This is a genomic window from Streptomyces sp. NBC_00029 (assembly GCF_045160505.1).
Taxonomy (GTDB): Bacteria; Actinomycetota; Actinomycetes; order Streptomycetales; family Streptomycetaceae; genus Streptomyces.
The window spans coordinates 1,616,754-1,637,642 of record NZ_CP108292.1 but is presented as its reverse complement, the minus strand read 5'-3'; the positions used below and the strand labels follow the sequence as shown (position 1 = coordinate 1,637,642).

Here is a 20,889-nt window from a genome sequence, read left to right as displayed (position 1 = left end):
GGTGCCGAAGATGAGCAGGACGGCTTTCGTGTTCCCGGGCCAGGGTTCGCAACGCGTCGGTATGGGCGGCGAACTCGTGGAGCGGCACCCGGAGTTCCTCGACTCGCACTACCGGGTTGCCGACGAGATCCTGGGCATACCGCTGACCGGACTGTGCCGGGAGGGCCCGGCCGCGGAGCTTGGCGCGATGCCGGTGACCCAGCCCGCCGTGTTCCTGACCAGCGTCGTCGCCCACGAGGTGCTCCGGGTGCACGGGGTCGTGCCCGACGTCGTCGCCGGGCACAGCCTCGGGGAGTTCACGGCCATGGTGGCGGCCGGCGTGCTCGACTGGACCGACGGCCTGCGGCTCGTCCGGCTCCGCGGCGAGCTGATGGCGTCGGTCAACCGACGGATCCCGGGCAGCATGGGGGCCGTCATCGGCATCGCACCGGCCGAACTGGAGGATCTGTGCGCCCGGGCCGCCGCCGCGACCGGGGAGGTGGTCGAGATCGCGAATCACAACGACCACCGCCAGATCGTGGTGTCCGGCCAGACCGGGGGAGTGGCCCGGCTCCTCGAACTCGCCGAACGGGCGGGGGCGGAGCGGGTGCTGACACTGGACGTGGGCGGCGCGGCGCACTGCAGCCTGCTGTCCGGAATCGAGGAGGAGTTCGCCCGGGTCCTCGAAGGGTTCGAGCTCCGCGACCCGGTCGTCCCCGTGGTGTCCGCGGTGACGGCCGCGCCCGTGCGCACCGCGCGGGAGGCGGCGCGCTGCCTGCGGCGGCAGTTCACCAGCCGGGTGCTGTGGACCGACACCGTCCTGGCGCTCGCGGACTCCGGGGTCGACCGGTTCGTCGAGGTCGGGCCGGGCAAGGCGCTGAGCAGTCTGTGCGCCCGCCTGTGCCCGGAGGCCCAGGTGTACCGGACCCGCGACGCCCAGCGCCTCGACCGCGTGGTCGCGGCGCTCGGTGCCTCCGGGGCGCGCGGGGCCGGCGCGCGATGACCGGACAGGGGATCGTCCTGCTCCTGCCGGGCCAGGGCTTTCAGCACGCGGGCATGGCCGTCGAGCTCTACCGGCGGGAGCCGCGGTTCGCCGCCGTGGCCGACGAGTTCCTCGCCGCCCTGGGGCCCGGGGGCGAAACCGTCCGCGAGGACTGGCTGGCCTGCGTCGACGGCGCTCCGGCCGACCGGGGCACGACCGCGCAGCCCCTGCTGTTCATGATCGGGTACGGGATCGGGGCGGTGCTGGCGGGCCGGGGCCTCCGGCCGTCCTTGCTGATCGGTCACAGCGTCGGCGAGCTGGCCGCGGCCACCCTCGCCGGCGTGTTCGACCTGCACGCGGCGGCCCGGATCCTCGCCGCACGCTGCGCGGCGCTCGCGGAGGCCCCACCGGGGGGCATGCTGGCCGTCGCGGGAGCCCCGCAAACGGTGCTCGACTGCATCCGCAGCCGGTCGGTGGGGGAGAGCGTGGTGGTGGGCGCGCACAACGGCCCGCTGCAGACGGTCCTCGCCGGGCCGGAGCCGCAGCTCTCCGAGGCCGAACGCGCCGTGCGCGCCGGGGGGATGGCCGCCCGGCGGGTGCGCTCGCTCGAGCCCTGGCACTCGCCCGCGATGGACCGTGCCGCGCGCAGGTTCGCCGCCGCCGTCGCGGCCGAGACGCTCGATCCGGCGACGATCCCGATCGTGTCGACCCGTACGGGCCGTGTCGTCACGGACGCGGAGGCCGCGCTGCCGGAGTTCTGGGCGGCCCAGATGGCGGAGCCGGTGCTGTTCTGGCCCGCCCTGGACAGCGTGCTGGGCGGCGGGGAGTACACCGTCGTCGACGGGGCACCGGCCGGCGGACTCGCCACTCTGGCGCGCCGGCACGTCTCGGTGCGGGCAGGGCGCAGCAGAGTGGTCCCGCTGCTGGCTCCTCCGGGTCGCGACGCGTGGACGGCCTGGACGAAGGGGCTCGCGGAACTGGAAGCACGTGCCTGATCCCGGGCGGGGCAGGATCTGCGGGCCGCGCACGGAGGCGGGGTGCCGGCGCATGCGCCGGCACCCCGCTTTTTCGACGTCAGGACTTCATGACCCCTGGATCAGGGCTTCTGCGCGTCGTTGACGTCCGACGCGTGGTAGAAGACCTTGCCCGAGACCTTGCGGCGACGCCACCGGTACTGGCTGGCGAGCCGGTAGATGCTGCCGTTGGGCATGTTCCAGAGCGCCGCGATGTCCGAAACGCTGTACCAGGCGCGGCGGGACGTCGTGTGGCTCTGTACGCACGCTGCCAGCGCCGCCCATTCGTCCGAGGCCCACCAGTGCGTGTCGTCGACGCTGCACCGGATCTCCGACGGCTTCGAGCGGGTGCCGGAGACGACCTTGACCACGGCCCGGAGCTTGCCGGTACAGCTCGGGTGCATGCAGTCGCCGAGCGGGACGACCCGTACAGCCCGTGGTTCGCTCGCCCGTCGCGCGCGGCGGGTCAGCGTGCTGAACTCCTCGACTGCCTCGCCGGCCGCAGAATGGCCGGAAAGCCACGGGATGTTCTCATGGATGAACCGTGCCATCTGGACGACATCGCGCTGCGGTGCATCGAGCCCGCGCTCTTGTGCGACGAGGGATGCCCAGGAGGCCAGGACGGATCTGACGGAGGAACGCACTTCGGCGGCTTCCGCGTTGAACGGCATTTCCTGCCGGCTGTTCGAACTCGAAACTCTCTCGCGTGGCGTGCGGGTTCCCGCGAGCGAGAGCTCGCAGGACAAGTAGAGGGCGGGCAACTCGCTCAAGCACGAGGCGATCTGTTCTCTGCAGCTGTCGCACAACGTGCAGTCCGCGGTATTCGAAACGCATGTGGGCGGGTTTTCAGAAGCATGATGGCGGTATTTGGTTGGGCATCCCATAAGACTGTCTACTTCCCCCTTGTTTCGGCCTCGGGAACCGGCCGCCTCCAACGTAAGTCAGATTGCCTCCATGCGGGAGTGTCTTCATCATCAATGCATTATGGAATCGTCCGGTGGGGTCATGAGAATCTCACGCCCTCCGTGTGATGCATTCACTGGCGGGCCCAGGGAATATCCGGTACTTCTTTTGGCGGACGGGGCGCGTCGCCCGTCACAGCCAGCCGGCGTCCGCCGCGATGCGGACCGCGTCCATGCGGGTGCGCGCGTTGAGCTTGGCCGTCACCGAGGTCAGGTAGTTGCGGATGGTGCCGGGGGAGAGGTTGAGCCGCGCCGCGATGTCGGGAACGCCCTCGCCGGCCGCGGCGAGTCTCAGCACCTCGAGCTGACGCTCGGTGAGCGGGGGGATCGGCGCCTGCCATGCGGACACGGCGAGGTCCGCGTCGATCACGCGATGTCCTGCGGCGAGGTCGCGCACGGTGCTCACGAGCTTCTCCGGCGGGGAGCACTTGACGAGGAATCCGTCGACCCTCATGTCCAGTGCGCGGCGCACGATCGTCGGGCGCCAGTGATGCGTGAGTATCAGCGTGCGGGTGCCCGGTAATTCATCGTGGATCTCCTGGATAATCGACAGGTCGTCCTGACCGGGCATGTCTATATCGATCACTGCGACGTCCGGCTTGTGGAGCCGGGCTGCCGGCAGTATTTCCCCGCTGTCTCCGAGGTCTGCTACGACATCGATGTCAGCTTCCCGTGCGAACAATGCAAGGAACGCCCCCCGTACCATGCAAACGTCTTCGGCGAGCAGAACTGTAGTCACTTTCCCTCCAGGGTGAACGCGAGTGTCCTGCAGCGTGCGATGGCGCTGGCCTGGTCAGGATCCTAGCTTCCGGTGGGTAGTTGTACAGAAAAAATTTTGCTGCCCCTGGGTTGACGTAGGCGAAATCTCGCGGAACCCGGGACGGTGTTCCGTCCCGGGATTCCGGGATGTGAAACCAGGTTTCCATCGAACGGAGGTGACCCGGCCGGGGGTTACGGGGGAATGGAACCCGCCGACCGGGTCGTCTCCGGGGGCGCCGCCGCGGGGTCGGCGCCCGGTGGCCGCGCACTTGGTCCGAGTGCGCGGGGGCTCAGTGCGGGCTGGGTTCCTGCAGTGAGGGCTCGGACTTCTCGGCTGCGGCCGCGGACCTCGGCGTGACGAACAGCGTGGCCGCGAGCGCCAGTACCAGCAGCCCGGCGCAGACGTAACTGGACAGTTCGAGCCCGACGGTCATCGCCTCACGTGCAGCGTCCGCGGCCGATGCGGTCGACGGGTCGGCCGAGAGCGAGGGGATCACCGATCCGGCGGTGTCCGTCACGACTCCGCTGAGCTGCTCCGCGTCCTTGCCCGAGAGTCCTGCATCGGTCAGGCGGCCTTGCAGGGTCGAGGCGAGCGAGCTGAAGAACAGCGTTGTCAGGACGGCGATGCCGAGTGCGGAACCCAGTTCGCGTGCCGCGCTCTGGATGCCCGAGCCCTGCCCCGCGCTCTCGGCGGGCACGTCCACGAGGACGATGTTGGTGACCTGGGCCGTGGCGAACCCGACGCCGATGCCGTAGAGGAACAGGGCGATCGCGATCAGCCACCAGGCGCTGTCGGTGGCGGCGATCAGGCCGAGGAGGACCAGGCCGACGGCCTCGAGGAGCAGGCCGATCCGTACCTGCGCCAGTGCGGAGGCCGACATCGAGAAGCTCGCACCGCTCGCGCAGAAGCTGCCGACGGCGAGGGCGACGAGAGCGAGCCCCGCCTGGAAGGCGCTGTAGTCCAGGGCGAACTGCAGCCACAGGGGCAGCACCGCGATGATGCCGAATTCGCCGAGGCCGACGATGAGCGTCACCACGTTGCCGTTGCGGAACGAGGGGATGGAGAAGAGCCGCACGTCCATCAGGGGCTCGTCGTTCTTGCGGCCGAGTGCTGCCTGCCGGCGCCAGAAGGCGAACAGGACCAGTGCCGACACGAGGAACGAGACGAACACGGGGGACGGGCCGGCGCTCCAGGAGATCCCGCCGATGCTCAGCGGTTCGGTGGTGACCAGCCAGCCGTAGTTGCGGCCCTCGATCAGTCCGAACGCCAGGAAGCCGAGCCCGATCACGGACAGGATGCTGCCGATGACGTCGACGCGGCCCTGGGTGCGGGGCGACGGGGGCAGGTAGATCAGGATGCCCGCCGTGATCAGGGCCACCAGCGGGATGTTGATGCCGAAGGCCCAGCGCCAGGAGAAGTCCGCGAGCCAGCCGCCCAGCAGCGGACCGACGGCCGCGGCGGCGCCGATGGTCGATCCCCAGATGGCGAACGCCTGGCCCCGGGCCTTGCCCGTGAAGGTCGCGTTCACCATGGCGAGCGACGACGGCAGGATCATGGCTCCGCCGATGCCCTGCAGGAACCGGGCCAGGATCAGCATGCCGCCGCTCGGCGCGACCGCGGCCAGCAGGCTCGTGGCGCCGAACACGGCGAGGCCGATGAGGAAGATCTTGCGGGCGCCGTGCAGGTCGGAGAGCCGGCCGGTGAGCAGGAGCAGCGCGGCGAAGACGATCGCGTAGGACTCCTGGATCCACTGGGCCTCGACCGAGTCGACCGAGAGGTCCTCGATGATCGGGGCGAGGATCACGTTCACGATCGTGATGTCCACGACGATCAGGGCCACACCCAGAGACACGGCGATGAGGCCGAGCCACCTGCTCATGGGAGGGGACTCCGGGTCTGCTGTGGTATTCAAGATGCCTCCACTCTAGGGTATCTTCACGGTGAAGGTAGTTTGAGGGAGTCGGGTTGTCAACCGAGCCGCGAAACAGTGCGTCGGTGGCGAGGATCGGAAGGGGTACGTGAATGGAGAAGCCGGAGTTGGGCGGCCTCGAGGCGCAGCGCGACCGGCTCATGGACGGGCTGAGGGCCTTCGGTGCGAACTACACCGAGTTCACCCGGCGCTTCGCCCTCTGGCTGGGACTGCACTCCACCGACGCCGCGGCGCTGGCGGAGATCCTGTACGCCGAGGACAAGGGCGCACCCCTGTCCCCCGCCCGGCTGAGCGAACGCATATCCCTGTCCTCCGGCGCCACGGCCGCCCTGCTGAACCGCCTGGAGGGGGCGGGGCACATCGCCCGCACCCGCGAACACAGCGACCGCAGGATCGTGACGCTGCGCAGCAGCGCCCATGTCCGGCCGCGCGCGGAGGAGTTCTTCGGCCCCTACGCCATCCGCATGGCCGCGGAGATGGCGACGTACGCACCCGAACAGCTGCGCCAGTTCGAGGACTTCATCGGCCACCTCCGCGGGACGATGGACTCGCTGCTCTCGGACGAGTACCAGGCGCCCCGGCCGGGCACCCGTGCCCCACGGCGTGCTTGACAACCCGACCTGCTGCGAAGAAGATTGCCTTCATCTTGGAACGTGTGTGCCCAGAGGCCCCGTTCCGCCTCCTCCGCCAGTAGCCCAGCCGTGACACCCGCCCGTGCGCCGGTGTCCCCCTGGACTGGCCGAGCGACCCGCCCGACGGCTCCCCGCCCGTGAAGTCCGGGGCCGCTCCTCCGCATGGGCACCGATCCCTCCGCTCCCGCCCGCCTCCCGCCAGGCGTGGTCACCCGCGCCCGAACGTCATCGGCCGGGCGGGGCGGCGCAGCCATGCCTCCAGGACGGCCAGACCAAAGGAGATGCATGAAAGTCCTCTTCATCGCCGCAGGAACGAGTCCGGCCGGCGTATTCGCCCTGACCCCGCTCGCGACGGCGGTGCGCAACGCCGGGCACGAGATCGTCGTCGCGGCCTTCGACGAGCTCACCGACACGATCGAGGCCGTCGGACTGCCACCGGTACCCGTGGCCGCCGGCCACACCACGGAGAGCATCAAGCAACTGAACCGGCCGGGTGGACCCATCGAGTTCCCCTGGTCCCCGGACCAGGAACTGCCGTACGTGGGACGCTGGTTCGGCCGCCAGGCGGCGGTCAGCCTCGACGCCCTGCTGCAACTCGCCAAGAGCTGGCGCCCCGACCTCGTCGTCGGCGGCACCGATGCCTACGCGGCCGGACTGCTGGCCGCCCACCTCGGCATCCCGTACGTCCGGCAGGCCTGGGACTGGCTGCACTTCGACGGTGCGGAGAGCCACGCGAACGAGGAACTCGCCCCGGAGCTCGACCTGCTGGACCTCGGCTCGCTGCCCGAGCCGGACCTGTTCCTCGACCTCTGCCCGCCGAGCCTGATACCGCCCGGCGCACGCCCCGGCCGGCCGATGAGGTGGGTGCCCGGCAACCGCCAGCGCACCCTCGAACCGTGGATGTACACACCGGCCGAGCGTCCCCGGGTGTGCGTCACCTACGGCAGCTTCCGCACCGCGATGCCCCAGGTGTTCGACCACCTCTGCGCGCTGGTGTCCCGTCTCACCGAGCTCGACGCCGAGATCGTCGTCGCGGCGAACGAGGAGGCGAGCGAGAAGCTGCGCACCCTGTTCCCGCAGGTGCGCAGCGGCTGGGTGCCGCTGGAGTTCCTCGTCCGCACCTGCGACACGATCGTCCACAGTGGAGGCCTCACCGCGCTCAACGCCATGGCGGCGGGCACGCCCCAGGTCGTCCTCAACCAGTTCGTGGCCTTCGAGGACTCGCTGCGCATGCTGGAGCGGCAGGGTTCGAGCATCGTGCTCCACCGGGGCGACGGATCGCCGGACGGCACCTTCGAGGCGTGCCGCAAGGTCCTCTCCGACGACGGCTACGCCCAGCGGGCGCGGGAACTCGCGCGGGAGCTCAACTCGCTCCCCACCCCCAATGACCTCGTCGCCGACCTGGAAGGACTGGTGCGCCGATGACCACCTCCAGCGCGGAGCAGGCGTACGGCGCGGAGCACGCCGAGATCTACGACGCGGTCTACCGCGGCCGGGGCAAGGACTACACCGCCGAGGCCGAGGACATTGTGCGGGTCCTGCGGGAACACCGGTCCGCCGTCTCCAGCCTCCTGGACGTGGCCTGTGGCACCGGCACGCACCTGGAGGCCCTGCGCAAGAGCGTCGACCACGTGGAAGGGGTCGAGCTCTCACCCTGGATGCACGCCCTCGCGGTGCGCCGGCTCCCGGGCGTCACCGTCCACCGGGACGACATGCGATCCTTCGGCCTCGGCCGCACCTTCGACGCGATCACCTGCCTCTTCAGCTCCATCGGGTACATGGCGTCGACCGACGAACTCGACCGGACGCTGCGGGTGTTCCGTGAGCACACGGCACCCGGCGGGGTGGTGGTGGTCGAGCCGTGGTGGTTCCCGGACGAGTTCCTCGACGGGTACGTCGGCGGCGCCGTCGTCGAGGTCGACGGACGCACCATCGCCCGCGTCTCCCACACCGTCCGGGAGGGCACCACCACACGGATGAGCGTCGCGTACACGGTGGGCGAACCGGCCGCGGGACTGCGCCGCTTCTCCGACACCCACGTCCTGTCCCTCTTCACCCGGGAGCAGTACGAGCAGGCCTTCGAGAAGGCCGGCTTCACGGTCGCGTACACGGCCGGCGGCCCTTCCGGCCGCGGCCTGTTCATCGGCGTCGCACCCGGCACGGAAACCGTCCCGTCCAGCGCAGCAGCCCAGGAGTGGTGATGACCAGGTCATCGGCGACCGGTTCGGTCGGCCAGGTACGTCCTTGCACGCTGATGGACCTCCAGACGGTCGTCGACGACCGCGGGAGCCTGTCCATCGTGGAGGGTGTCAAGGACATCGGATTCGAGATCAAGCGCTTCTTCTACCTCTACGACCTGCCGGTGAAGTCGGTGCGCGGGGACCACGCGCACCGCCGGCTGGAGCAGTTCGTCATCGCCGTCCGCGGCAGCTTCGACGTCACCGTCGACGACACCTCCGGCACCTCCCGGTACCACCTGGACAACCCGAACCAGGGGCTCTACATCGGACCGATGGTGTGGAACTCCCTCGTGAACTTCTCGGAGGGCGCCATCGCCCTCGTGCTGGCCTCCGAACACTACGACGAGGCCGACTACTACCGTGTGTACGAGGAGTTCACGGCCGACGCGAGGCTGCTCGCGTGAAGATCCCCTTCCTGGACCTGAAGGCGCCGCACGCCGAGATCCGCGAGGAGCTGGACGCGGCCTACCACCGGGTGGTCGACTCGGGCTGGTTCCTGCTGGGCGACGAACTCACCGCGTTCGAGACCGAGTTCGCTGCCTACTGCGGCGCCGCGCACTGCGTGGCGGTCGGCAGCGGGTGCGATGCCCTCGAACTGGCCCTGAGGGCCCTGGGGATCGGCGCCGGCGACGAGGTGATCGTCCCCAGCGCCACCTACATCGCCACCTGGCTGTCCGTGTCGGCGGCCGGGGCGACACCGGTCCCCGTCGAGGTGGACGAGGGCACCCACCTCCTCGACCCGGCGCTGGTGGAGGCGGCCATCACCCCGTCCACCCGGGCGATCATGCCGGTCCACCTCTACGGCCAGCCCGCGGACCTCGCCGCCCTGCGGCGGATCGCGGACCGGCACGGCCTCGCGCTCGTGGACGACGCCGCCCAGGCGCACGGCGCCAGGCACCGGGGTGAGCGGATCGGCGGCGGAACCACGGCGACCGCGTTCAGCTTCTACCCCGGCAAGAACCTCGGAGCGCTCGGCGACGGCGGCGCCGTGCTCACCTCGGACGCCGAAGTGGCGGACCGGCTCAGGCTGCTCCGCAACTACGGTTCCCGGCGCAAGTACCACCACGAGATCCGCGCCACCAACTCCCGGCTCGACGAAGTGCAGGCGGCGCTGCTGCGGGTCAAGCTCGGACACCTCGAACGCTGGAACGCCCGTCGGGCGCGGATCGCCGACCGCTACCGGGCCGAACTCGCCGGCCTGCCCGGTGTGCGGCTGCCGGAGGTGGCCGACTGGGCCGAGCACGCGTGGCACCTGTTCGTCGTCCGCTGCGACGACCGGGCCGGGATGCAGGCGAGCCTCACCGAGGCGGGGATCGGCACCCTGATCCACTACCCCGTTCCGGTGCACCTCTCGCAGGCGTACGCGGACGCCGCCAAGTGGCCGGCCGGCACCTACCCCCTCGCGGAGTCCATCGCCGACCAGGTGCTCAGCCTGCCGATGGGACCGCACCTGCGCGACGAGGACGTCACGCAGGTCATCGCCGCCGTGCGCGCCGCGGCCCTGATCCGGACGCGCTGACCCACGACGCACCGGCGCGCCACCACGCACGGTGCGCCGGCCGACCGGACCGCCGGCAGACCACCGGCCCGCCGACGCCGTCGTACGGCCGCGCTCCGGCACGGCGCCCCCACCCCACCGAACCCGCGACCGAAAGGGTCCGCTTCCCATGCAGTCCTCACACCCGCAGCCCCCGCCCTCCGTCCGCGTCCTGCAGCTCGTCACATCGAGCTGGATGGCCGCCGCGGTGAGCGCCGCCGCCGAACTCGGCGTCGCCGATGCACTGGCCGACGGCGCCCGCCCGGTGGACGAGATCGCGGAAGCCGTCGGCGCCCACGCGCCCACCCTCCACCGGCTGCTGCGGGCCTGCGCCGACATCGGGCTCGTCGAGGAGCTGGACGGCGCGGTCTACGTCCTGACCGACGTGGGCGAGGCGCTGCGCAGCGACTCGCCGACCTCCATGCGCAACTTCGCCCGGTGGACCGGCCTCGCCGCCGACCGCAACACCTGGGTCGGCCTCGCGGACAGCGTCCGTACCGGCGAACCCGCCTTCGAGAAGGTGCACGGACAGAACGTCTGGGACTTCATGCGGGACCGCACCGACGTCTCCGGCATCTTCGACGACGCCATGACCGAGGCCTCGCGCCAGCTGATCGCCCCCGTCGTCGACGCGTTCGACTTCAGCGGCGCAGGCACCGTCGTGGACGTCGCGGGCGGACACGGAGCCCTGCTCGCCGCGGTGCTCGCCGCCAACCCGGACGTCCGCGGCGTGCTCTACGACCAGCCCGATGTCGTCGTCGGCGCGAAGGAGACGTTCCGCGGGCTCGGCGTCGACGACAGGGTCGAAACGGTCGGTGGCGACTTCTTCGACTCCGTACCGCCCGGCGGCGACGCCTACCTGCTCTCGAACGTCATCCACGACTGGGACGACGCGAACTCCCTGAAGATCCTGGCCAACTGCCGTGCCGCGCTCGGCGAGGGTGGCCGGGTCCTGCTGGTCGAGGCCGTCATGCCGGAGCGGACCGAACCGTCCCCGACGGTCTCCCTGATGGACCTCAACATGCTGGTGCTGTGCGGCGGCCGGCAGCGCACCGAGGCCGAGTTCGCCGAGCTCTTCGCCGAGGCCGGACTCCGGCTGACCCGGATCGTCCGGGCGGGCCTGCACAGCGTCGTCGAAGCCGTCCGGGCCTGACCCCGGCCCGAGCCAACCGGAGGAACCCGAAGACATGCCATTCATCACGCCGGACAACGGATCGCTCACGGTGTTCAACCTCTTCGACACCGCCACCCGCGAAGGCCAGAAGACCCTGCTCGACACGATGCAGGGGATCATCCAGGGTGCCAACTACCCGGGGTGGCGGTCCTCCACCCTGCACGGCGGCCTGGACCACCCCTGCGCCGCGAACTACATCCAGTGGCGCAGCCTGGACGACCTCCAGGAGCGTTACGAGGGCGAGAGCTTCAAGCACAACACGGTGCCCCACTTCACCGATCTGACCACGTCGGTCCACCTGCTCAAGACCGAGGTGGTGGCCACCCACCTGCACCCCTCCCTGGAGCACATCGAGATCTCGCCCGACCGTGACGACTTCACCGTCATCGTCATCATGGGCGTCGAGCCCGCGCACCAGGCCCGGCTCGTGGAGCTGTTCGCCAAGCCGGACGCGTGGACGCAGAGTGTGCCCGGCTACCGCTCCCACTCCATCCTGCGCGGCATCGACGGGGACTTCGTCGTCAACTACGCCCAATGGGACAGCCGTGAGACGTACGAGGCCTTCCACACGCTGCCGGAGGAGCAGCGCCCGGCGCACGCGCGGTCCATGCGCGCCGAGGCCGGGCAGCTGCTGACGTCGCGGTCGTCGAACACGTACGAGGTCGTGTACGCGCGCTCGGCCGCCGACGCGCCGGCGGGTGACCGGTGACGGCGACCGTGTCCGGCGGCTCCACCGCGGCTGCCCGCGCGGCGGCGGCCGGGCGCCCGGTGCCCGGCCGGGTCGTCGTCGGACCCGAGGACCTCCGCTACGACGAGCTGGTGCGGGGCGACAACTACCGGTTCGTCGGCCGGCCCGACCACATCGAGCTGGTCAGCTCCACCGAACAGGTCGCCGACGCCCTGGAACGGGCCCTCGCCGCGGGCAAACGGGTCGCCGTGCGCAGCGGCGGCCACTGCGGCGAGGCGTTCGTGGCCGACCCGGCGGTCGAGGTCGTGATCGACCTCTCGCTGATGGCGCAGGTCTACCACGACCCGGAGCTCGGCGCCGTCGCGATCGAGGCGGGCGCGACCGTCGGCCACGTCTACAAGACGCTCTACCGGAACTGGGGCGTGACCCTGCCCGCCGGTGTGTGCACCGCGGTCGGCGCGGGCGGGCACATCACCGGTGGCGGGTACGGTCCGCTGTCCCGGATGCACGGCCTCGTCGCCGACCACCTGTACGCGGTCGAGGTCGTGCACGTCGCCGCGTGCGGAACGGTGCGCACGGTGGTGGCCACCCGGGAGCCGGACGACCCCAACCGGGCGCTGTGGTGGGCGCACACCGGAGGCGGTGGCGGAAACTTCGGCATCGTGACGCGGTTCTGGATGCGCTCGCCGGGCGCCTCGGGGACGGACCCGGCTCAGCTGCTGCCCAAGCCGCCCGGCGCGCTGCTGATCGCGATGGTCAACTGGTCGTGGGAGCAGTGCGACCTGCCCGCCTTCACCCGGCTCATCGGCAATTTCATGGCCTGGCACGTGGAGCACAGCGGTGTCGGCTCGCCGTACGCCGGGCTCTTCGCGTCGCTCTGGGTCCGCCACCGCTCGGGCGGGGACCTCACGATGTACGTGCAGATGGACGCCACGGCGCCGGACGCCTCGGACCGGCTGGAGGAGTTCCTCGCGGCCGTCGACGAAGGGGTGGGGGCCCAGCCGTTCGTGTTCCGCACCCGGCTGCCGTGGCTCACCGGGGTGCGTTACATGGGCCAGGGCGACTCCGGCCCCGTGCTGGGGGCGCGGTCCAAGTCCAAGGCCGCGTACCTGCGCGACGTGCACACCGATGAGCAGATCGCCTCCCTCTACCGGTCGTTCACCAGCGAGGACTACTTCGGCCGCGAATCGCTGATGATGCTCAACGGCTACGGGGGCGCGATCAACGCCGTGGCGCCGGCGGACACCTCCTCGGCGCAGCGCGACTCGGTGATCAAGGCCGCCTACTCGGCGGCCTGGAGCGATCCGGCCGAGGACGACCTGCACATCGCCTGGGTGCGCGGGCTCTACGCGGGGCTGTACGCGGACACCGGCGGCGTGCCCGTTTCCGGCGCACGCACGGACGGGTCCTACATCAACTACCCGGACATCGACCTCGCGGACCCGGAGCAGAACACGTCCGGTGTGCCCTGGCACCAGCTCTACTACAAGGACAACTACGCGGCGCTGCAGGTGGTGAAGGCCACCTGGGACCCCCGCGACGTCTTCCACCACGACCTGTCCGTGCGGCTGCCGTCCTCCGGCCCCGCGCAGCCCGTCCGGTCCACGAACCGAGCAGGGGAGAGCCCCATGACGTTTTCCACCGACCACATTCCCGACCGGTACGACTTCGAGCGCATGTACGCCGGGGACGCGGATGCGCCGCCCGTCCAGCCCTGGGACATCGGCAGGCCCCAGCCGGCGCTGGTCGCCGTCCAGGAGGCCGGGCTGATCACCGGCGACGTCCTGGACGTCGGGTGCGGGCTCGGGGACAACGCCGCGTTCCTGGCGTCGAAGGGGCACCGGGTGACCGCCGTGGACGTGGCGGAGACGGCCGTGGAGGTGGCACGCCGACGGGCGGCGGCCCGGGGTGTGCAGGTCGAGTTCGTCATCGGGGACGCCACCCGGCTCTCGGGTCTCGCAGCACGCTTCGACACCGTCGTCGACAGTGCGTGCTTCCACGCGCTGGCCGAGGACGAGCGCCTTCGCTACCTCGAGGTGCTGCACGACGCGTGCCGGCCGGGGGCCAGGCTGCACATGTTCTGCTTCGCCGAGGAGCTCGAGGCGCCGTTCCCCGGACCTCACCGGCACAGCGCGCAGAGCCTGCGCGAGGTCGTCGGCGCCGTGTGGGACGTGGTGTCCGTCGAGGCCGCTGCCTACGCGAGCTCGCTGGCGGCCGAGGACGTCGTCGCCATGATCAAGGCGGAGTACCCGGACTCCCGCGTCGGGGAGGAGGGGATCGACGGCCTGGCGCTCGACGAGTTCGGCAACGCGACCATGCCGGTCTGGCACGTGACCGCCGAGCGCCGCGGCTGAGTCCGGTCCCGGGGCCCGCCGGCCGTCGGCGGGCCCCGGGACCCTCACCGACGGCCCGGGCCCCTCAGAGGTCCAGCGTGGCCGCCCGTACGCAGAGCACGTCCGGCAGGTGCTCGGCGAGCAGTTGCCAGCTCTCGCCGTCGTCGTGGCTCGCGTACACCTCGCCGTTGCGGTTGCCGAAGTAGATGCCCGCCGGGTCCGCGTCGTCCGTGCACAGCGCGTCCCGGAGCACCGTGCCGTAGTGGTCCCCGGCCGGGAGCCCGCGCGACAGCGGTTCCCACGTGGCGCCGGCGTCCCGGGTGCGGAAGACCCGGCACCGGTGCTCGGCCGGAACCCGGTCGGAGTCGGCGTTGAGCGGGAAGACGTAGGCGGTGTCCGGCCGGTGCGGGTGGGCCGCGACCGCGAAGCCGAAGTCGGAGGGCAGCCCGCCGCCGATGTCGGTCCACCGGCCCCCCGCGTCGTCGCTGCGGTAGACGCCCCAGTGGTTCTGCAGGTACAGCCGGTCCGTGTCCGTGGCGTCTTGGGCGATCTTGTGCACGCACTGGCCGAACTCGGGGTTCGGGTCCGGCAGGAACACCGCCGAGACGCCCTGGTTGGAGGGTGTCCAGCTGGCCCCGCCGTCCCTGGTCCGGAACACGCCGGCGGTGGAGACGGCCACGGTCACCGCGTCCGCGTCGCGGGGGTCGGTGATCACCGTGTGCAGGCCCTCTCCGCCTCCGCCCGGCACCCACTTCCCGCGGCTCGGGTGCTCCCACAGCGGGCGGACCAGTTCGAAGGACTCGCCCCGGTCGGAAGAGCGGAACAGAGCGGCCGGTTCCGTCCCCGCATACACCACGTCGGGGGCCTCGGGGCCGGCCGGCTGCAGCTGCCAGACCCGCTCCAGGGAGGCGCCGGTGTCCTGGGGGAACTTCACGGCGGGTGCGGCGGGCTCGCGCCAGGTCGCCCCGAGGTCGTCGGAGCTGAAGACGGACGGCCCCCAGTGCGTACTGTCCCCGCCCACCAGCAGCCGGGGCGTGGGGCCCCGCCGGTCGACGGCGACCGCGTAGACGGCCTGGGCGTTGAAATGAGGTTCCTCGAACACCCACGGTCCGTCGTCCCGGCGACGGCCGATGAAGAGTCCTTTGCGGGTTCCCACGAGCAGTACTGCGTCGGCCATGGCCGGCACCTCCGGACCTCGTCGTCCTTGGCGGGCGTTCCTTGCGGAGCATCTTTCCGCCAGTCTGTACCCAGCCAGTGACAGTGGCCCGGCGGACGGCGCGGAGCTGCTGATGGGCAGATCAATACCGATCATTTACCGCCCCGAAATGATTGCTGCTTGCATGCCGGTGCCCGGAATGGGTTGACTTCAGGTCACTGCCGCCGCACGAGACAGGACGTATGTGGCCACCGAGCACCTGTCCCCGCTCGACCTCGCCTTCTGGCGGATCGAATCCGCCGATCACCCCATGCACCTGGGTGCCCTCGCCGTCTTCCGCGCCGCCGCCCCCGGCGCCGCCGAGCGGGCCGCCGGCCTGCTCGCCGCCCGCTGCGCCGCCGTGCCGCGGCTGCGCCGCAGGATCCACGACGTACTGCTGCCCGTCGGCGCGGCCGCCTGGTCCCCGGACCCCGGCTTCGACCCGGCGCGCCACGTGTTCCTCGTCCGCACGGACGAGGCCGTCCCGCACGCCGCCGCCGGACCGCTGATGGCCCGGCCGCTGAACAGGGCGCTGCCGCCGTGGGAGGCGCACGTACTGGCCGGCCCCGATCCGCAGTCCTTCGCCGTGCTCTTCAAGTTCCACCACGCCCTCGCCGACGGCCTGGGCGCCCTCGCCCTCGCGGCCACCCTGTTCGACGAGGGGACCGCCCCGCGGCCGCCCGGCCGCCCGGTCCCCGAGCAGCGGGGCGGCTCCGTCCTGCGCCGCCTCCCCGGAGCCCTGGCGGCCCGGGTCCAGGACGTCGGCCAGGCCCTGGAGATCGGCGCCGCCATGGCCCGCTCCGGGCTGCCGCTCGGCGTGCCGGCGGCGCTCACCGCGGACTCCGCCCGCCCCGGCACCCGTGAGGTCGCCGGCCTCGCACTCGACCTGGACGAGGTCAACCTGGTCCGCAAGGGTGCCGGAGGCACCGTCAACGACGTGCTGATCGCCCTGGTCGCGGGCGGCCTGCGGCGCTGGCTGGCGGAGCGGGGCGACCCCGAGCCCTGGGGCGCGGGGCCGCGCGCCCTGATCCCCGTCTCCCGGCGACGCGGGCCCGGCATGTCCGGCGGCGCCGGGAACCGGCTCTCCGGCTATCTGCTCCGGCTGCCGCTCGCCGAGCCCGATCCGCTGCGGCGCCTGGACCACGTACGCGCCGCGATGGACCGCAACAAGGACGCCGGACCCGCCCGCGGCGCCGGAGCCGTGGCCCTGCTGGCCGACCACGTCCACCCGCTCGGCCACCGGCTCGGCGGGCCGCTCGTGGCCCAGGCGGCCCGGCTGCTCTTCGACATCCTGATCACCAGCGTCCCGCTGCCGAGCTTCACCTTCACCCTCGGCGGGAGCCCGGTCCGCGAGGTCTACCCTCTCGCCCCGCTGGCCCGCGGCCAGTCGCTGGCCGTCGCGGTCTCCACGTACAAGGGGACGGTGCACTACGGACTGGTCGCCGACGCGGCGGCCGTCCCGGATCTGGCGGCCCTGGCCGGGGCCCTGCGCGCGGAACTCGACAAGCTTGTACGAGAGGTCTCGTAGTACGAGAAAATTCGTAGTACGGTGTTCCTCGTACTTAGTCGATCCCCGGCATGCCCGGTCGTATCTGGAGAGCCTGATGAGTGCTGCACCCGCCGCCTTCGCCGCCCTGTTCGCGCCCTACACGCTCCGCTCCGTCACCATCCCGAACCGGGTGTGGATGGCCCCGATGTGCCAGTACAGCGCCGAGCCGGCCGGGCCGAACGCGGGTGTGGCGAACGACTGGCACTTCGCGCACTACACCGCCCGTGCCACCGGCGGCACCGGCCTGATCATCCAGGAGGCCACCGCCGTCTCCCCGGAGGGCCGGATCTCCCCCTACGACCTCGGCATCTGGAACGACACCCAGGTCGAGGCGCTGCGCCGGATCACCTCCTTCCTCAAGGCCGGCGGCACCGTCCCCGGCATCCAGATCGCGCACGCCGGCCGCAAGGCCTCCACCGACCGGACCTGGAAGGGCGGCCGGCCGGTCGGGCCCGAGGCGCACGGCTGGCAGCCGGCCGCCCCGAGCCCCGTGCCGTTCTCCGAGGGCTACCCGGTACCCCACGAACTGACGATCGAGGAGATCCGGGAGATCACCGGCCAGTTCGCGGCCGCCGCCGGGCGCGCGCTGGCCGCGGGCTACGAGGCCGTCGAGATCCACGGCGCCCACGGCTACCTCATCGGCGAGTTCCTCTCCCCGTACAGCAACCGGCGCACCGACGAGTACGGCGGTTCCTTCGAGAACCGCACCCGCTTCGCCCTCGAAGTCGTGGACGCCGTACGGGCGGTGTGGCCCGAGGAGCTCCCGCTCCTCTTCCGGATCTCCGCCACCGACTGGCTGGAGGAGGAGGGGTGGACCGCCGACGAGACGGTCCGGCTGTCGCAGCTGCTGGTGGCGCACGGGGTGGACCTGCTCGACGTCTCGACCGGAGGCCTCGCCCCGCACGCCCAGATCCCCGTCGGCCCCGGTTACCAAGTCCCCTTCGCCGCCCGGGTCAAGGCCGAGACCGCCCTTCCCGTGGCCGCCGTCGGCCTGATCACCGAACCGGAGCAGGCCGAGAAGATCCTGGCCAACGGCGAGGCCGACGCCGTCCTGCTGGGCCGGGAACTGCTGCGCGACCCGTACTGGGCCCGTCGCGCGGCGCGCGAGCTGGGCGCGGAGATCCGTACCCCCGACCAGTACCACCGCTCCTGGTGACGCTGGTCCGGCTCCGGCGGCCCGGCCCCGGAGCCGCAGCGCCGGTTTCCCGGCCCGCCCGCCTTCTTCGACGGTTCTCGTACCATGGGGCCGGCGGCATCCGGAACGCACCGACCGAGTGAGTGGAGCAGGGACATGACGGAACGGGACGCCTCCCGCACCCTGGCCCACCCCGAGGCGGGCGAGATCCGCCTGGAAGGCGTGCTGCACGCGCTCTCCGACCCGGTCCGGCTGTCCATCGTCCTGGACCTGGCCGGCTCGGCCGAGGAGCTGGCCTGCTCGCACTTCGACCTGCCGGTCACCAAGTCCACAACCACCCACCACTTCCGCGTCCTGCGCGAGAGCGGTGTCGTACGCCAGGCCTACCGGGGCACCACCAAGCTCAACGCCCTGCGCCGGGAGGAACTGCAGGCGCTCTTCCCCGGCCTCCTCGACAGCGTCCTCGCGGCGGCCGCGGCCGAGACGGCCCGGCTCACGTGAGCACGAGGGCGCCGGCGCGCTGTGCTCGCGGGTGGCCGGTCATGCGACCCCACCGGCGGTCACGGGCGTGACCGTGTTCTCGGCGGTCGCCGTCACGCCTTCGGCGATGTTCTCCTCCGTCAGTACCAGTGGGCCGAACACCGGGTTGAGGGGCAGGTCGTAGCCGGGCGGGGCCTGGGTCTCCTGCCAGTAGTAGACGCCGGTCGGCAGGGTGCGCGTGCACGTGCCGTCGGCCGCGGTGGTGCAGGTGTCGCCGATGGAGGTGTCCGGGTCGCTGCCGGTGGGCTGGAGTCCCGGGATGCCGTTGGTCTCCTCCCAGAGCTGGAAGACGGCGCCGGCCAGTGGGTCACCGGTCGTCGCGTCCTCCTTGATCATCGTGACGTCGCCGAGGGGCACACCGGGGCCCTCACAGCCGGGAGGCTCCGCATCGCAGCCGGGCGGGGGACACCACCCATGGCCGTCGGCCCAGGTGTGCTCCGGGCAGCGGGCGGCGCCCCCGGCAGCCTGGCTCGTGACGCCCGGCAGGTTCCCGGCGGCCGGGCCCACCCCGGCCGCCGCGGCGTACGGGGGCGTCGACACCAGCAGCGCGGTCGCCACCATGCCGAGGACCCAGGGCCGCCAGCCGTCCGCAGACCGGAGGAATCCGTTCGCTGTCATGACACTCCATCCGCCTGCTGCTCCGGGCTTCGATCCAGCGACATGATCGGCCCGTGCGCACGCGGCTGCACGACGACACTCCCGCACGGGTCCATTCCGGCCGGATGACCACTCGGAAGCACTTCCGCGGCGGGCCACGGGAGTGTCCTGCCGATCAGGCCGAGGCCGCCATCGCCCGGCGAGAGGCCCTACGCCGAGTACGCCGGACCCGTCGACCCCGCCGGCCCCGTCGAGCCCGCCGCGCCCAAGAGGCCCGGCCAGTCAGGGATCTTGACGGAGCGCCGGCCCAGGGAGCGCCCCAGGTCGGCCTCGGCCGCCTCGATGGCCAGCCAGCCCGGCCACCGGACCGGTTGCAGACCCGCCGCCAGCAGGGCCTCCAGAGGGTCCCCGGGGAGGGAGCGGCGGGCCAGTGCACCCGCGTCCTGGAGCAGCGAGGACACGGTCTCCTTGGCGCAGGGCCGGTTCGTGCCGATCACCCCGGTCGGGCCGCGCTTGATCCAGCCGGCCACGTACTCGCCGAGCGAGGCGCGGCCCGCGCGCACCACCCGGCCCGCCGCGTGGGGGACCGTGCCCTTCGCGGCGTCGAAGGGGAGCCCGGCCAGCGGCACACCCCTGTACCCCACCGAGCGCAGCACCAACTGCGCCGCGATGTCCTCGTGGACGCCCGTCCCGGTCACCCCGCCGCTGCCGTCCGGGGCGGTGCGTTCGAAGCGCATCCCGCTCACCCGGCCGTCCGGCCCGCCCAGGATCTCCACCGGGCGCAGGTAGAACCGCAGCGCGATCCGCCGCGGCCCCCCGCCGGGATCCGCCCCGGCCCAGCCGCGCAGCACCTCCAGGTTCCGCCGCGCCACCGCCGGCAGGGCGGCGGCCGCCCCCGGGTCGGTGTACAGGGGGTCGAGGGCCAGTTCGGCCGGGTCGGCCCAGGCGTCCACACCGGGCAGCGTGCCCAGTTCCCGCAGCTCCTTGGTGGTGAACCTGGCCTGGGAGGGCCCGCGCCGGGCCACCATCGCCACCCTGCGCACCCCGCTCTCGGCGAGTGCGCCGAGCGCGGGCTGCGGCATGTCCGTCGGCGCGAGTTCCGCCGTGCCCCTGGCCAGGATCCGTGTCACGTCCACCGCGACGTTGCCGGCCCCGACCACGACCGCGCTGTCCACCCCGGGCAGGTCGAAGGCCTCTGCGGCGGCATCCGGGTGCCCGCTGTACCAGGACACGAAGGCCGTGGCGGAGTGCACCCCGGTCAGCTCCTCGCCGGGGATCCCCAGCATCCGGTCCCGGGCCGCGCCCACGCAGTACACCACCGCGTGGTACAGCTCCAGCAGCCGGTCCGTGGTCAGCCCCCTCGCGCCGACCTCGACGTTCCCGAGGAAGCGGATCCGCTCGTCCTCCAGCACGGTGCGCAGGCTGCCCTGGAGCGACTTGATCTTCTCGTGGTCCGGGGCGACCCCGTACCGGACGAGCCCGTACGGTGCGGGGAGCCGGTCCAGCACGTCCACCCGTACGCCGGGCACCTCGCGCTGCTGAACCAGCGTCTGGGCCGCGTAGACCCCGCTGGGGCCCGATCCGACGACGGCGATACGAAGCACGGCGGAGCTCCTCCCGCAGGTGGTCCCAGCATGACACCG

The 20,889-nt window shown here is 71.9% G+C and carries 19 protein-coding genes; 13 read left to right on the top strand and 6 right to left on the bottom strand.

Translation table 11 applies throughout. The annotated features are described in order from the left end of the window. Window positions 1–10: 10 nt before the first annotated feature. Window positions 11–982, top strand: a complete 972-nt coding sequence (gene fabD / locus OG753_RS08145) for an ACP S-malonyltransferase (RefSeq protein WP_405787863.1) — start codon at window positions 11–13, stop codon at window positions 980–982. After that, window positions 979–1,956 (top strand): acyltransferase domain-containing protein, encoded by a 978-nt coding sequence (locus tag OG753_RS08140; protein WP_405787861.1) that lies wholly within the window; start codon window positions 979–981, stop codon window positions 1,954–1,956. Before fabD ends, OG753_RS08140 begins: the two co-directional genes overlap by 4 nt. A gap of 101 nt (window positions 1,957–2,057) precedes the next feature. Here the strand turns inward: OG753_RS08140 and OG753_RS08135 are convergent, their stop codons facing one another. From OG753_RS08135 to OG753_RS08125, 3 genes are all read right to left on the bottom strand, one after another. Beyond that, window positions 2,058–2,744: a hypothetical protein gene (locus OG753_RS08135; protein ID WP_405787859.1), complete on the bottom strand. Its 687-nt coding sequence runs from the start codon at window positions 2,742–2,744 to the stop codon at window positions 2,058–2,060. 325 nt (window positions 2,745–3,069) lie between these two features. Beyond that, window positions 3,070–3,675 (bottom strand): DNA-binding response regulator, encoded by a 606-nt coding sequence (locus OG753_RS08130; RefSeq protein ID WP_405787857.1) that lies wholly within the window; start codon window positions 3,673–3,675, stop codon window positions 3,070–3,072. Between the two features lie 310 nt (window positions 3,676–3,985). Then, window positions 3,986–5,575 (bottom strand): DHA2 family efflux MFS transporter permease subunit, encoded by a 1,590-nt coding sequence (locus OG753_RS08125; RefSeq protein ID WP_327261124.1) that lies wholly within the window; start codon window positions 5,573–5,575, stop codon window positions 3,986–3,988. A 143-nt stretch (window positions 5,576–5,718) separates the two neighbouring features. On the opposite strand from OG753_RS08125, the gene OG753_RS08120 reads away from it, so the two are divergent. From OG753_RS08120 to OG753_RS08085, 8 genes are all read left to right on the top strand, one after another. Continuing rightward, window positions 5,719–6,237 (top strand): MarR family transcriptional regulator, encoded by a 519-nt coding sequence (locus OG753_RS08120; protein WP_327261123.1) that lies wholly within the window; start codon window positions 5,719–5,721, stop codon window positions 6,235–6,237. 306 nt (window positions 6,238–6,543) lie between these two features. Next, window positions 6,544–7,683 carry a nucleotide disphospho-sugar-binding domain-containing protein gene (locus tag OG753_RS08115; protein ID WP_405787855.1) on the top strand — a complete coding sequence of 380 codons (1,140 nt, stop codon included), beginning with the start codon at window positions 6,544–6,546 and terminating at the stop codon, window positions 7,681–7,683. Continuing rightward, window positions 7,680–8,459, top strand: a complete 780-nt coding sequence (locus OG753_RS08110) for a class I SAM-dependent methyltransferase (RefSeq protein ID WP_327261121.1) — start codon at window positions 7,680–7,682, stop codon at window positions 8,457–8,459. The genes OG753_RS08115 and OG753_RS08110 overlap by 4 nt, the downstream gene beginning before the upstream one ends. Next, entirely contained in the window at window positions 8,459–8,902 is a 444-nt protein-coding gene (locus OG753_RS08105) for an FdtA/QdtA family cupin domain-containing protein (RefSeq protein WP_327261120.1), read from the top strand. Before OG753_RS08110 ends, OG753_RS08105 begins: the two co-directional genes overlap by 1 nt. Next, window positions 8,899–10,017 carry a DegT/DnrJ/EryC1/StrS family aminotransferase gene (locus OG753_RS08100; protein ID WP_327261119.1) on the top strand — a complete coding sequence of 373 codons (1,119 nt, stop codon included), beginning with the start codon at window positions 8,899–8,901 and terminating at the stop codon, window positions 10,015–10,017. Before OG753_RS08105 ends, OG753_RS08100 begins: the two co-directional genes overlap by 4 nt. 148 nt (window positions 10,018–10,165) lie before the next feature. Continuing rightward, entirely contained in the window at window positions 10,166–11,188 is a 1,023-nt protein-coding gene (locus OG753_RS08095; RefSeq protein ID WP_405787852.1) for a methyltransferase, read from the top strand. A 34-nt stretch (window positions 11,189–11,222) separates the two neighbouring features. Further along, on the top strand, window positions 11,223–11,918 hold the full coding sequence (locus OG753_RS08090; protein ID WP_327261117.1) for an antibiotic biosynthesis monooxygenase family protein: 696 nt from the start codon (window positions 11,223–11,225) through the stop codon (window positions 11,916–11,918). Next, entirely contained in the window at window positions 11,915–14,251 is a 2,337-nt protein-coding gene (locus OG753_RS08085; protein WP_327261116.1) for a methyltransferase domain-containing protein, read from the top strand. The genes OG753_RS08090 and OG753_RS08085 overlap by 4 nt, the downstream gene beginning before the upstream one ends. Window positions 14,252–14,315: 64 nt before the next feature. On the opposite strand, the gene OG753_RS08080 is transcribed toward OG753_RS08085, so the two are convergent. Beyond that, window positions 14,316–15,407: an exo-alpha-sialidase gene (locus tag OG753_RS08080; protein WP_327261115.1), complete on the bottom strand. Its 1,092-nt coding sequence runs from the start codon at window positions 15,405–15,407 to the stop codon at window positions 14,316–14,318. Window positions 15,408–15,630: 223 nt separating this feature from the next. On the opposite strand from OG753_RS08080, the gene OG753_RS08075 reads away from it, so the two are divergent. The 3 genes from OG753_RS08075 to OG753_RS08065 all read left to right on the top strand — a co-directional run bounded on the left by OG753_RS08075 (window position 15,631) and on the right by OG753_RS08065 (window position 18,610). Continuing rightward, a complete protein-coding gene (locus OG753_RS08075) occupies window positions 15,631–16,953 on the top strand; it encodes a wax ester/triacylglycerol synthase family O-acyltransferase (protein ID WP_327261114.1) in 1,323 nt (440 codons plus the stop codon). Between the two features lie 76 nt (window positions 16,954–17,029). Further along, window positions 17,030–18,130 (top strand): NADH:flavin oxidoreductase/NADH oxidase, encoded by a 1,101-nt coding sequence (locus OG753_RS08070; RefSeq protein WP_327261113.1) that lies wholly within the window; start codon window positions 17,030–17,032, stop codon window positions 18,128–18,130. A gap of 135 nt (window positions 18,131–18,265) precedes the next feature. Beyond that, the gene (locus tag OG753_RS08065) at window positions 18,266–18,610 is read left to right on the top strand and encodes a helix-turn-helix transcriptional regulator (protein ID WP_327261112.1); all 345 of its coding nucleotides are present in this window, start codon (window positions 18,266–18,268) and stop codon (window positions 18,608–18,610) included. A 39-nt stretch (window positions 18,611–18,649) separates the two neighbouring features. On the opposite strand, the gene OG753_RS08060 is transcribed toward OG753_RS08065, so the two are convergent. Both OG753_RS08060 and OG753_RS08055 read right to left on the bottom strand, forming a co-directional pair. Beyond that, window positions 18,650–19,267 (bottom strand): prealbumin-like fold domain-containing protein, encoded by a 618-nt coding sequence (locus tag OG753_RS08060; protein ID WP_405787850.1) that lies wholly within the window; start codon window positions 19,265–19,267, stop codon window positions 18,650–18,652. 188 nt (window positions 19,268–19,455) lie between these two features. Then, on the bottom strand, window positions 19,456–20,850 hold the full coding sequence (locus tag OG753_RS08055; RefSeq protein ID WP_327261110.1) for an FAD-dependent oxidoreductase: 1,395 nt from the start codon (window positions 20,848–20,850) through the stop codon (window positions 19,456–19,458). Window positions 20,851–20,889 lie beyond the last annotated feature (39 nt).